Annotated in this window: 14 protein-coding genes and 1 pseudogene; all 15 read right to left on the reverse strand. The window is 60.1% G+C overall.

All coding sequences use genetic code 11. From position 1 onward, the window contains the following. Window positions 1–425: 425 nt before the first annotated feature. The gene (hypE, locus tag QA643_RS27615; RefSeq protein WP_283034950.1) at window positions 426–1,472 is read right to left on the reverse strand and encodes a hydrogenase expression/formation protein HypE; all 1,047 of its coding nucleotides are present in this window, start codon (window positions 1,470–1,472) and stop codon (window positions 426–428) included. Continuing rightward, on the reverse strand, window positions 1,469–2,611 hold the full coding sequence (gene hypD / locus QA643_RS27620; RefSeq protein ID WP_283028892.1) for a hydrogenase formation protein HypD: 1,143 nt from the start codon (window positions 2,609–2,611) through the stop codon (window positions 1,469–1,471). Before hypD ends, hypE begins: the two co-directional genes overlap by 4 nt. Beyond that, entirely contained in the window at window positions 2,608–2,844 is a 237-nt protein-coding gene (locus QA643_RS27625; protein WP_283028893.1) for a HypC/HybG/HupF family hydrogenase formation chaperone, read from the reverse strand. Before QA643_RS27625 ends, hypD begins: the two co-directional genes overlap by 4 nt. A 1-nt stretch (window position 2,845) precedes the next feature. After that, window positions 2,846–5,113: a carbamoyltransferase HypF gene (hypF, locus tag QA643_RS27630; protein ID WP_283028894.1), complete on the reverse strand. Its 2,268-nt coding sequence runs from the start codon at window positions 5,111–5,113 to the stop codon at window positions 2,846–2,848. Next, window positions 5,110–6,060: a hydrogenase nickel incorporation protein HypB gene (gene hypB, locus QA643_RS27635; RefSeq protein WP_283034951.1), complete on the reverse strand. Its 951-nt coding sequence runs from the start codon at window positions 6,058–6,060 to the stop codon at window positions 5,110–5,112. The genes hypF and hypB overlap by 4 nt, the downstream gene beginning before the upstream one ends. Next, complete coding sequence (gene hypA, locus QA643_RS27640) at window positions 6,060–6,401, reverse strand: hydrogenase maturation nickel metallochaperone HypA (RefSeq protein WP_283028895.1); 342 nt, start codon at window positions 6,399–6,401, stop codon at window positions 6,060–6,062. The genes hypB and hypA overlap by 1 nt, the downstream gene beginning before the upstream one ends. After that, on the reverse strand, window positions 6,379–7,488 hold the full coding sequence (locus tag QA643_RS27645; RefSeq protein ID WP_283028896.1) for a nickel-dependent hydrogenase large subunit: 1,110 nt from the start codon (window positions 7,486–7,488) through the stop codon (window positions 6,379–6,381). Before QA643_RS27645 ends, hypA begins: the two co-directional genes overlap by 23 nt. Further along, a complete protein-coding gene (gene hybE, locus QA643_RS38775) occupies window positions 7,485–7,829 on the reverse strand; it encodes a [NiFe]-hydrogenase assembly chaperone HybE (RefSeq protein WP_349253233.1) in 345 nt (114 codons plus the stop codon). Before hybE (QA643_RS38775) ends, QA643_RS27645 begins: the two co-directional genes overlap by 4 nt. Then, a complete protein-coding gene (gene hybE / locus QA643_RS38780) occupies window positions 7,823–8,017 on the reverse strand; it encodes a [NiFe]-hydrogenase assembly chaperone HybE (RefSeq protein WP_349253234.1) in 195 nt (64 codons plus the stop codon). Before hybE (QA643_RS38780) ends, hybE (QA643_RS38775) begins: the two co-directional genes overlap by 7 nt. Continuing rightward, window positions 8,007–8,222, reverse strand: a complete 216-nt coding sequence (locus tag QA643_RS27655) for a rubredoxin (RefSeq protein ID WP_283028897.1) — start codon at window positions 8,220–8,222, stop codon at window positions 8,007–8,009. The genes hybE (QA643_RS38780) and QA643_RS27655 overlap by 11 nt, the downstream gene beginning before the upstream one ends. Continuing rightward, entirely contained in the window at window positions 8,219–9,046 is an 828-nt protein-coding gene (locus tag QA643_RS27660; protein WP_283028898.1) for a hydrogenase expression/formation protein, read from the reverse strand. Before QA643_RS27660 ends, QA643_RS27655 begins: the two co-directional genes overlap by 4 nt. 11 nt (window positions 9,047–9,057) lie before the next feature. Beyond that, entirely contained in the window at window positions 9,058–9,348 is a 291-nt protein-coding gene (locus QA643_RS27665; protein ID WP_283028899.1) for a HypC/HybG/HupF family hydrogenase formation chaperone, read from the reverse strand. A gap of 16 nt (window positions 9,349–9,364) precedes the next feature. After that, on the reverse strand, window positions 9,365–9,952 hold the full coding sequence (locus tag QA643_RS27670) for a HyaD/HybD family hydrogenase maturation endopeptidase (protein WP_283028900.1): 588 nt from the start codon (window positions 9,950–9,952) through the stop codon (window positions 9,365–9,367). A gap of 13 nt (window positions 9,953–9,965) precedes the next feature. Next, complete coding sequence (cybH, locus tag QA643_RS27675; RefSeq protein ID WP_283034952.1) at window positions 9,966–10,688, reverse strand: Ni/Fe-hydrogenase, b-type cytochrome subunit; 723 nt, start codon at window positions 10,686–10,688, stop codon at window positions 9,966–9,968. 10 nt (window positions 10,689–10,698) lie between these two features. After that, window positions 10,699–12,489, reverse strand: a pseudogene (locus QA643_RS27680) (nickel-dependent hydrogenase large subunit). Window positions 12,490–12,517 lie beyond the last annotated feature (28 nt).

The following is a 12,517-nucleotide window of genomic DNA, read 5'->3' on the forward strand; positions in this document are numbered from 1 at the left end:
GCACGCCAGCTGCTCGCTGCCGTGCATCATCAGCTTCTGTGTTGAGACATGCCGGGCCGTCTAGCGCGCAGGTCTGACGGGAGAGCCTTCAGCACTCGACAATCAATTCCCATGATCTGCTATTTCTCAGTTGTCTGTCGGCCCGCGCTTTGATTACCAGCACTCGATATGATCGGTAAAATCGATTGTTCTGATAGAATTCATTTACGTTTTGGATACAGATCCGTTTGCTGGGACTCTGGGTCGATAACATGGAAGCACTCGCACGAACCCACGAAGGGTCGAAGCATCTAGTTGGCGTATCGAGCACCACAGCCTCAACAACTCGCAGCTAGTACCCTCTCTGCCGGTCGTAATTCCTAAGCGACCTGCACGCTGCATCGCGTTCCGAAGGAATGCGAAGAAGCAGAGTGCTGCCTGCGCGCTCAGCAGATCCGAGGCAATTGTTCGCCCGACAGCCAATCGAGGATTCGTCCTCCGCCAAAGCTGGTCGATATCTGTACAAACTGATGATCGTCTGCCACAGCAAGGCCGATGTCCGCGGCATCGCACCCGAGCGGATGCGCTTTCATCGCCGCAAGCACGGCATCGGCCATATCGGTCGCGACGATAGCAACGAGTTTGCCCTCATTTGCGACATGAAGCGGATCAAGCCCAAGAAGCTCGCAGGCGGCGGCCACACCTGGCTTCACCGGAATGGCTTCTTCCTGCAGACGAAAACCGAGCCCCGATTGATGCGCAATTTCGTTAAGTGTCGCAGCAAGACCGCCACGGGTAGGATCGCGCATCGCACGGATACCGCCGCCGCCTGCCGCGACCATTTCGGCCACGAGATCATGCAGCGCTGCGGAGTCCGAAACGATGTTAGTCTCGAAAGCGAGATTCTGACGCTGCGACATGATCGCCACACCATGATCGCCGAGGCTACCGGACACCAGCACACGGTCGCCGACCCTCGCCTTCTCGGCGGAGAGATCGAGCCCATCAGGTAAAACCCCGACCCCACTTGTGCAGATGAACAGACCATCCGCTTTGCCGCTTTCGACAACTTTGGTATCGCCGGTGATGATGTACACGCCGGCCGCGCGTGCCGCCTCCCCCATCGAATCCGCGATCATCTTCAGATCCGAAAAGCGAAACCCCTCCTCGATGATGAAACTTGCCGACAGATAGAGCGGCCGCGCGCCCGCCATCGCGACATCGTTGACGGTTCCGTGTACTGCGAGTGAGCCGATATTGCCGCCGGGAAAAAACAACGGTGAAACCACATAGCCGTCGGTCGTCATCACCATCCTGCCGGCGCTAACATCGAAGGCCGACTGGTCGTTGCCGCGGGCGAGCCATTCATTGCCGAATGCTTCGTGGAACAGCCTAGAGATTAGCTGCGCCATGGCGCGCCCGCCGGAGCCGTGGGACAGATCGACGCATCCGTTCCTGATGTCGAGCTTGCGCTGATAGGTTTTCACTCTCATGATCTCCGCCTCAACTGAGGACCGCGAAAGCGGCCATAACTCCAATGCGCCGCGCAGGCGCCTTCCGCCGAGACCATACAGGATCCCACCGGGCTTTCGGGCGTGCAGACGGTTCCGAATAGCTTGCAGTCGGCCGGCTTCTTCACGCCACGTAGAATCGCGCCGCACTCGCACGCGGGATTATCGGCGACGCGTAGTTCGCGCATAGCGAAATGCACTTCGGCGTCAAAATTAGCGTAAGCCTGCTTCAGCTTCAGCCCGCCATAAGGTACTAACCCGAGCCCTCGCCATTCGAACTGATCACGCAGTTCGAATACATCCGACACCGCTTTCTTGGCGAGCAGATTGCCTTCCCGCATCACCGCACGACCGTACTGGTTCTCCACCTCGTGACGGCGTTGGTTCACCTGCCGCACCAGCATCAGGATCGCCTGCATCACATCGAGCACTTCAAATCCCGCGATCACGACGGGCTTGCCGAATTGTTCCGCGAAGGACTCGTAAGCCTCTGTGCCAATGATGGTGCTGACGTGCCCCGGCCCGACGAAGCCGTCGATTTCGATCCGCCCGATATTGCGGATATCAGGGCTCTCAAGAAGGTTGTGCATCGCCGATGGCGTCAGCACGTGATTGCAGAACACGCTGAAATTTTGAAGATGTTTCTTCTCAGCATCCTGAATCGATACGGCCGTCGGGGGTGTCGTGGCCTCAAATCCGATAGCAAAGAAGACGGCTTTGCGGTCGGGCGTCTGTTCGGCGATTCGGATCGCATCGGTCGTAGAATAGACGATGCGAATGTCCGCGCCCCGCGCCTTAGCACGCAGCAAGGATTGTCCTTGCGAGCCTGGCACACGCATCAAGTCCCCATAGACGCAGAGAATGACCTCATCCCGCTCGGCAAGCATGATCGCCATATCGATTCGTCCTGGAGGCAGAACACAGATCGGACAACCCGGGCCATGAATCATGCGTAGGTTATCCGGCAGCATGCCTTCCAAGCCATAACGGGAGATAGCATGCGTATGTCCACCGCAGAACTCCATAAAGCGGTAGGTTCGTTGCGGATCAGTCTCCGCGGCAATCGCGCGCGCGAGTCCCTCGGCGATGATCTTGTTGCGAAATTCGTCGGCATACTTCATGACTGCAGCTCCTGTCGCTCACCGCTCAGCTCCTGCAGCAGCTCCAGCGTGCGTCTGGCTTCTGCGGAATCGATTTTGGTAAGGGCATGGCCGACATGGATAAGGACGTAATCCCCTACGGCGAGATCTTCGATGAGTGCTGTCGATATTTCCTTGCCGACTCCATCGATAGATACGATGGCCATGTGATCGGGAAGAATTTTTTTGACCTCAGCTGGTATCGAGAGACACATATCAGGCTGTTCCTTTCAAGTCGGCCGGCCGTTCAGCAATCTGCAGGGCGGCGATCCAGGCTTGTCCGAGGCTCAAGCCACCATCATTGGTCGGGGTCTGCCGCGGTAGCAACGGAGTAAGGCCGGCCGCGATGCAGCCCTGCTGGATTTCATCCGCAAGCACCGCATTCAGGAAGCAGCCGCCGCTTAAGCTGACGGCGGTAATTCCGGTCGCGCGTGCAGCACGCATAATCCAATCCACGCAAGCAGCCGAGAACGTGCCATGAAACAGCTCGGCTCCCGCGGTGGCACCGACCTTGTCTGCTAGCAAATGCTCGAATAGCGGACGAAACGACAGCACGCTTCCATCGATCATCCAGCCCTCTTTGAGCACCGCGGTCCGGCGGACACGCGCCTCGAGCTTCATCGCGGCTTCGCCCTCGTAGCTCTGCAACGTCGCGACCCCAAGCAGCGCCGCCGCTGCGTCGAAATGGCGGCCAGCGCTGGTCGATCTCGGCACGTCGGGTTGATGGAGCAACGCTATCAGACGCTCCGCCTGCGGCTGCGCTCCGAAGCGCTCTCTAATTTCGCCTTCCCGTCCCAACGAATGCAATATTGCGCTGGCAATGCGCCAAGGCTCGCGGGCTGCACGATCTCCGCCTGGCATCTGAAGGGGCGCGAGATGCCCGATGCGCTTAAACGCATCGTGTTCGCACAGTAGCAGCTCTCCACCCCAGTTGCCGCCATCGGAGCCATAGCCGTAGCCATCGAGCACAATTGCCAAGGCGGGTCCTTCAACGCCATGCTCCGCCATCACGGCGGCAGCATGCGCATGGTGGTGCTGGACAGCAATCCGCTCACGGCCGCTTGCTTCGGCAAAGCGTGTCGACGCCATATTCGGATGAAGATCATGGGCAATGACGACTGGTTCGACGTCGAGAATCGATGTGAGATGCCGAATCGTCTCCTCGAAGAAGCGGATTCCCTCAACCGTATCAAGATCCCCGATGTGCTGCGAAACGAACGCTTCGTTGCCCCGCGTGATCGTAATAGTCGATTTCAGCGCGCCGCCCAGGGCAAGCACAGGCGGCACGGCCCTCGCAAGGCTGATTGGTTCGGGAACATAGCCGCGGGCGCGACGGATCAATTGTCGCCGTCCCGCTACCACCGACACGACGGAATCGTCGGCACGCGTGATGATATTGCGGTCATGGATCACGATCAGGTCGGCGATACCGGCGAGGCGCTTCGTCGCCTGCGCGTTGTCGATCAGGAGCGGTTCGCCGCCGGCATTGGCACTTGTGGCGACGGTGACCGGACCTTCACCATCAAGCAATGCCCCCGTAGAACGAAGCGCATGGAAGACGAGGTGATGCAGCGGTGCCACCGGCAGCATTATCCCGATGCGCGTCAGGCCCGGCGCAATTGAAGGAGCCAACTTGTTGTGCGACTTCAGCAGAACGATCGGCCGGGCTGCGGATTCGAGCAGCGCAAGCTCCGCGGCGTTCGCCTCCGCGATCTCGCTGACCTGCTCCACGCAACCGACCATGACCGCGAACGGCTTCTGGTCACGCTGCTTTCTACTGCGCAAGCGTTGTACAGCGTCATGGTCGCGGGCATTGCAGAGCAGCTGGTAACCGCCGAGCCCTTTAATCGCGACGATTTTACCGCCGGCTATCGCCGCGGCGATGTCGTTAATCCGGTGATTCAACTGAGGTCCGCATGTCGGGCACGCAATCGCCTCGGCATGAAACCTGCGGCTGGCCGGATCGGCATATTCGGCTGCGCAAGTCTCACACATCGCAAACGCCTTCATCGCGGTATTGCGGCGATCGTAGGGAAGCCGCTCGACGATGGTATAGCGCGGGCCGCAATGGGTGCAGTTGATAAAGGGATAGAGGTAATAGCGGCTACTCGGGTCGAACAACTCATCAAGGCATTGCGGGCATGTCGCGGCATCGGCGACGATTCGTGTCGAGATCTTGCCTTGTTCGCTGGCGCAGATCGAAAAGTCTTTCTCCGCAAGCGCACGAACTTCCTGGACGCAGATATAGTCAATCCGCGCCAATGGAAGTTTTTCGAGCGGCAACGCGGTGACAAAATCGGACGTCCGGTCGCCCTCGACCTCGATGATCACGCCGTCGGGATCGTTGGCGACGAAGCCAGCCAAGCGATAGCGGGTGGCGAGACCATACACATATGGACGAAAGCCGACACCCTGCACGGCGCCACTGACGCGCAAGCGCAGCCTCGTTCCATAGCGGGTAATGGCCTCGTCGCTCTGGCTCATCGCGTTGCCGCCTCGACAATGGGACGCCTTTGATGTGCTGCCTGCTTGCCGCCAATCCAGGCGTAGAACGCGGCAAACCCTTCGCCGGTACGCGCCGAAACCGTAAGTACCTCGATCTTCGGGTTCACGCGCCTTGCATACGCGACGGTCTGGGCCAGGTCGAATTCGAGCACCGGCGCCAAGTCGATCTTGTTGATGAGCATCAGCGCGGATGCCGCAAACATGTCAGGATATTTGAGCGGCTTGTCTTCACCTTCTGTGGTCGAGAATACCACGATCTTGCAGGCCTCGCCGAGATCGAACGTCGCGGGGCATACCAGATTGCCGACATTTTCGATGAATAGAATGCCACCTTTGAGCGGCGGCAAGCGGCGATAGGCCTCTTCGACCATCGTGGCGTCAAGATGGCAACCGTTGCCTGTATTGATCTGGATCGCGGTAACGCCGGTCGCGCGAATGCGGTCAGCATCATTCGATGTCTGTTGGTCACCCACCACGACTCCGACCGGGCGGTTCTCCTTGAGCTCGGAGACGGTGCGAACGAGCAGCGAGGTCTTGCCCGCGCCGGGACTGGAGACGAGATTGAACACAAGCAGCTCGTCGGCAAGGAAGCGTGTGCGGTTGTCGGCTGCGATCGTGTTGTTCTTGGCGAGGATGTCACGCTCGATCCGAATGATGCGGTCGCTGTTCTTAGCCATGATATTCAATCCAGCGGGGTCGAAGCCGCAATTCACAAGCCCGTCTCGGGCATGCGCATGATCATGGCTACGGCCAAGACGGTGGTGATGGTCATGGTGATGGTGATGATGTGCGCCGTGTCCGCCATGCCCATGATCATGGTGGTGATCGCAACGATCATGCGGATGATCATGATGATAGTCCTGAGCTTGTCCGCCCTGCGCATTAGCGGAAGGCAGCCCTTTGCTGCAGCCACATACGATACACATCAGTCGACCTCCAGCTCCTTCACGCGCATCTCTTCGCCTGCGGTCACATGAAGCTGATAGCTGCCGCAGCAGGGACACGGCTCATAGCGTTGCGCGATCTCAACACTCCTTGAACAGCCCATGCACCAGGCGATACCCGGCAATTTCTCGACCTTGAGGACCGCGCCATTGGCGACGGTCCGCGCCGCAACGGCCTCGAAGCAGAATCTCATCGCTTCGGGAGCGGCATGGCTCAACGCGCCGATCTCCAGACAAACGGTCCTCACCTTGGAGAACGACCGCCGACGGGCCTCCTGCTCGACGATCTCGATGATTCCCTCACAAAGCGCCATTTCGTGCATCGGCAACCTCGCGAAAATTTAGCCGGAACCCGACACACGGATCGAACGATCCGACTATGGCTCGCACCGCATCTTGTCCCTCTCTGCTCGTCAGCGCCGCCCCCAGCAGGCTGCGGATAACCGGTCCGCGCGCGTGAAAATTCCACTCGGTCGGCGCAAGGAACTCGAAACGCGAAATCTCCCCTTCACGATCAAGCTCAACCGCGTGATAGAGTCGTCCCCTGGCACATTCAACCGCGGCCGCACCTCGGCACGCCGCCAGCGTGTAGCTTTCGAGGATCCCAACCTCCGCTGTCTCGGCAGTTGCACTGGCCTGCAGCCACGCGGATAACCGGGCGACTTCCGCGGTTCTCGCCTTGAGCCGCTCGGCCGCACTCGACCGGCTTGGCGGGAGCTGATCGCGCACCACCCGGCGCGCCCACACGCCTGTCTCGGGAATACGGCCGTCCAGCTCGGGGGCATTAGAGAATCCCGCATCATCCGCAAGCAACCGTTCAGTCACCTTGTGGTCGTCAGCAACGGACAAGAACGAATGCTCCGCCGCGTTTGGCTTCAGTACGTCTTTATCGAGAGTCGCCAAGCGAAGCGCGAGCGGGCTACCCGGCGTCGGGGCACCATCTTCGTCCGCTATTCCGAGAGCAGCCAGCGCAGGCCTCATCCGCGCCATCGCCTCACATCGAACCTGGTCGCAGCCGCTCTCCGCGATGCCGATAAGCACAGATGCCCCCTGCACCGCAGCGCGGATGGCCCCGGCGCTGGCGATATCGCCCGCGAGGTGCCCGAAAAACAGCCCCCGCAGCAATTCCGTCAGCCGCTCTATAACGACCAGGATGATTCGATGTCGCCTCGTGGCAAGGCTGACGTCGCCCCGGCGCGCCGCCGCAACGGCGGACAGGAATGCGACTTGGTGCGCAGTCGCGCACAACGAGAAGAGCTTCGGCAATACGTTGAGCAGCGAAGTGGCCGGCTTGCCCGCAAACAGTCGAGCCAGTGGCGGCCGGGCCCGCGGCTGGATCTCGATGCCGGCAATTTTTCCGCCCGCGAGCAATACCGTGATATCGATCTCGTTGGGTAAGGCGAGGCTCATGCGCGCCCCTCCGTCAGTAAACCCCGCAAGAAATGCCGGCGATCGATCGAACTGATATGTGACGTATCGGGCCCATGTGAAGCCGCTCTGTCGGCCGAAGACAAAAGCGCCGCGAGTGCTGCTCCGGCCGTGGCGCGCACGGTCGCCATGTCCTCGAACTCAAACATCGGCGAGAACAGTGAGCAGCTCGCAATTGGCCCCACGAGCGCAATCTCGCTGACGGCGAATTCGATGTCGCCAGCCGGAAATCGGACGCTTAGGTGGGGGTCCCTTGCCGGAGACGCTTGCGAAGCGTCGCCGGGCGCCAGCATGACCACGTTCATGAACCAGGGCGTCACCATGATACCAACGACCCTCCCTCATGCGCACGAAAGCCGATGGCTTCGACGCTCAGGGTCTTATTGAAGGTCGGCAGGTCGCGCACGGCGCGATTGGCGATATCTCGATAGACTGCGGCGAGCATCTTGCCCCACGCTGACGGATCGGCGTGCACGCTCGTGTGGGGATGCTGATCGCGGTCAGACGTCATCTTCAACCGCCATGAACTTCGATTTGGGCGCATCGCAATTCGGACAACGCCAATCGTTGGGCAAAGCGGCGAAGGGCGTTCCTGGGGCAATCTGCGCCGCCTCATCGCCATCAGCCGGGTCATACACGATCCAGCAGATGCCGCACTCCAGGCGCACGCCATCTGCAAGATCCTGCCGGATGCCAAGGTTCTCGAACTTCGTCATTTGAAGTAGGCCTCGATGATTTCCTGCAGGCGTTCGACGGAATCTTCGAAATCCTCGTCGGCAGCCATCGCAACCGTCGGCACGCCGCCGACCTCCAGCGTATCCAGGATGATGGTGTCAGTGGCACTGAAGAACTGCACCGACCAGACGTTTCGGATGCCAGTCGCCATCACCCGGCAAGTGCCGTAGCCGCGCGAGGTGAGCTGGATCGGCCCGTTGCCGACGCTTTGCTGCAGAAACGCCATGTCGACCGGGCTCATCGGCAGCAGGGTGAAATTGATGATCTGAGAGCGCAGTCCCGGCCGCCAGGCCAGCGCACGTTCGCGGATTTCCGCGAGCACCGGCAGCACGTTCATGACACCGTCCGGTGCCGCGCCAATCGTGAGAGCGCTCGACGTCAGATCGCTTGCGGCGCGCTTCACAACTTCCGGGATCGCGCCGACCTCGATATAGTCGTGAGCGGCGTCGGTCTCGAGGCGGATTCGCCAGATTCCGGCGAGCACCGATTCCTGGATTTGCGCCAGCGAGCCACCCGGCAGGGCAATGACGCCGGCGACTTCGCCCTCGCCCAGCATGTCGTCGATCAGCTTGCGCTCGAGATCATTGAGGTTGCCCAGCCGGAACAGTTGCGTGGGCTCGTCGCTCTTCTGGCTGGCGATGGCGCTAGCGATGTTCGACAAGAGCTCAATAGCGTTCGGACAGTTCTTCGCTAGTTCGGCGCTATCGAGCGAGGCCAGTTTGGCGAGCGGAACGGCGGCCGTCAGGCCGCCATGCGCTGGGGCGAGGCTTCCTGCGCCGACTGGAAATCTATGGTTCTGCTGCATTGCCACACCCGTCAGCGCAGATGCTCGGGCAATTGCGATTCGCGGTCGACCAGGTCCGCAAAGAAGCGGACGTAATCCTGGCCATTAAGGGCCGCGCCAAGGCCTTCGAGGGCATCTGCGATCAGGCGCGCCTCGTCATCGTCCAACAGCCGTATCGCCGTATCGATATAGACAAGCACCTTGGCACCGACCGGCGGCTCCGAGAGCAGCAGCACGGAGACGCGCCGCCGCTCATTGCCATATTCGCAGAGCGCGGAGACGCCGTCGGTTTCGACAATTGTCATCGGTAGACCAAGGCACATGTCAATCCAGCGGCGGCTAGGCCGGCCGCGCCCTCATTTCGTAGCTCAGATGATCGATGTCATTGGCGAGCAAGCGTTCCGACGCCGGCAGGGGTGTGGTGCGCAATTGTGGCGGCGATCCCCACTCTGTGAGAAGCTCGCATGCCAACTCGATTGCAGATGCAATCTGAGTACGCACAGGATCAGTCAGCGGTCCACCCCAATCCTCTAGGTTCAGCGGCTGACAGCCGATTAGCGCGAGCTGGCCAGGACAGCGGCCGAGCAGGTCTGCGGCACTCAAGACCTCCTGGAATCCCGTCTGATGCAGGCTCATCTTCTTGGCACCGGTGAATTTCGGTACCTCCTCGTCGCGGACGAGCTTCAATTCCCCGGGATCAAGGTCATAGTCGATTGCGTCAAACACAATCAGGCAATCGGCGTCCTCGAGATAGTTCACAAGGTAGAGCCCCCGTGTGCCGCCATCCAGAATGGTGACGTTGTCGGAAACGGCGTAGCGGCGATGGAATTCCTCCACCACCCGCACCCCAAAACCCTCATCGGCCCACAGAATGTTGCCGATGCCAAGCACCAGGATACGCTTGATCGTCTCCTCCACGGTCGGCATCGGCACTCCTCCATCAATCACGGAATTCACGCCCGCCCGAGATCATCGAGGAGATACTGCCCTGGCGCGACATGATATCCTCACGGATGGCTGAATAGATGTGAACGAGCACAAACGTCACGATCATCCAAAGCCCGAGGTGATGCCAGGTGTGAACGTCCTGGCTGTTCGGCCAGATCGAAAATACCCAACCAAACAGCTTATATTGCCAGCTGTTGTTGCCGGCTCCTTGCGCATACAGTGCAAAGCCGGTGCCGATCATGAAGGCGATCGTGAGGGTGAACATGGAAAACATCGCGAGCTGGGCGAGCGGATTGTGCCCGACATATTTCTTGGGCTTGGCCTTCACGAAAGCGTACCAGCACATCTCGTGCCATAAGTCGGCCCAGAAGTTCTTGCGCCAGAACGGCACGTAAAAGATCTGCCTGGCATGGGGGCTGCCCATGAACATCCAATAGATGCGCAAGAGGAAGCCGATCGTGAGCACGTAACCTACGGAGAAATGCGCAAAGCGGACGTAGCCGAACAGGTAATTATCGGTGGCCTCTCCCGACATGGTCGGTGTCCCAGCGCCGATAAAGTACCCTGTTACGCCTAGCACCAGAATTGCTGCCGCATTGACCCAATGCCACAGCCGCACCGGCGCTTCGTAGACGTAGACATCACTCTCGACGCTGAAATCGCTCCTCGCCGCATCGACGACGACGGTGAGTACGGGCTGGTTCTTGTCCAGCATGGCCACCTCGCTACCGAACTTTGGCCGAAGCCATTTCCTGACCGTCCGAACTCATCACATGGGTCGCGCACGCCAGGCATGGATCGAAGGAATGAATGGTGCGCAGAATCTCCAACGGCTTCTCCGGGTCGGCCATCGGCGTATCCAACAGGGAGGCCTCGAAGGCGCCTATATTGCCCTTGGGATCGCGCGGCGAGCCATTCCAGGTGGTCGGTACGACACACTGGTAGTTTTCGATCTTGGCGTCCTTTATCTTGATCCAGTGCGCGAGCGCGCCGCGCGGTGCCTCGGTGAAGCCGTAGCCCTTGGCTTCCTTCGGCCAGTTCTCCGGCTTCCACTTGTCGACATTGGCGGTCGAGGTTTCGCCGGACTTGATGCGTGCCACCAGCTTGTCCTGGAAATAGCGCATCTGGCGCGCGGCCCACTCGCATTCCAGCGCGCGCGCCGCGGTGCGGCCGAGTGTCGAGAACAGCGCGGTGATCGGAAGTCCCAGCGTCTTGAGCAGCTTCTCGGTCGGCTCCTTGAACTCCGGCTTTTTCTGGGCATAGCCGACGATGTAGCGGGCCAGCGGCCCGACCTCGACGGCATTGCCACGCCAGCGCGGCGCCTTGATCCAAGAATATTTGCCGCCTTCGTCGAACTCCTTGACGTCGGTCTTGGTGCCCTTGGCCTTGGGGCCAAGCACGTAATTCGGCTCGGTGACGCCGTCCCAAGGATGCAATCCCTTGGACTCGTCGGCATATTTGTACCAGGAGTGGGTGACGAATTCTTGGATCTGCTCGGGATCGCCATGATCAATCGGCAGCACCTCATTGAGGTTGCCATTGATGATCACGCCGCGCGGCAGCTTCAGGCTTTTCGCCGAATAATTGTTGGCGTTCTCGGGGATATCGCCATAGGACATCACGCTCTTGCCGGACAGGCCGCCGCCATAGAGCCACTCCTTATAGAACGAGCCGATCGCAACGATATCGGGTAGATAGACCTGCTCGGTGAACTCGATGCAGCGATCGACAATCGAGGAAACGAGGTTCAGCCGCTCCATGTTGATGGCGCCGACCGCACCGGTGCCGTCGACATTGATGGCGCAGGGCACGCCCCCGACCAGCCAGTTCGGATGCGGGTTCTTGCCGCCATAAATGGTGTGGATCTTGACGATCTCCTTCTGGAAGTCGAGCGCTTCCAGATAATGGGCGACGGCCATCAGGTTCGCTTCCGGCGGCAGCTTATACGCGGCGTGTCCCCAATAGCCGTTCTTGAAAGGACCGAGCTGGCCGGACTCGACGAATTTCGTGAGCCGTACCTGCAGGTTCTTGAAATAGCCGGGCGACGACAGCGGCCAGGACGAGACCGATTGTGCCAGCGTCGCGGTCGCCTTGGGATCGGCCTTGAGCGCCGAGAACACGTCGACCCAATCCAACGCGTGCAGGTGATAGAAGTGCACGAGGTGGTCGTGCACCTGCAGGCAGAGCTGCATAATGTTGCGGATCGAGTTGGCGTTCTCGGGGATAGTGATGCCGAGCGCATTCTCAACCGCGCGTACCGAGGTGAGCGCGTGCGTGCCAGTGCAGACGCCACAGATTCGTTCGGTGAACGCTCAGGCGTCGCGCGGATCGCGGCCCTTCAAGATTGTCTCGATGCCGCGCCACATCGTGCCCGTGGAAACTGCATTACGGATCACATTGTCGGAGTCGACATTGACCTCGACGCGCATGTGACCTTCGATCCGGGTCAGCGGATCGACGACGATGCGCTTGCCGGAATTGTCGAGCTTGAACCCGTTGGGTGTCTGGAGGCCCATCGTCATCTTCCCCAGAATTTGACTAGTG

The sequence above is a fragment of the Bradyrhizobium sp. CB3481 genome (assembly GCF_029714305.1).
In the GTDB taxonomy this organism is placed as follows: domain Bacteria; phylum Pseudomonadota; class Alphaproteobacteria; order Rhizobiales; family Xanthobacteraceae; genus Bradyrhizobium.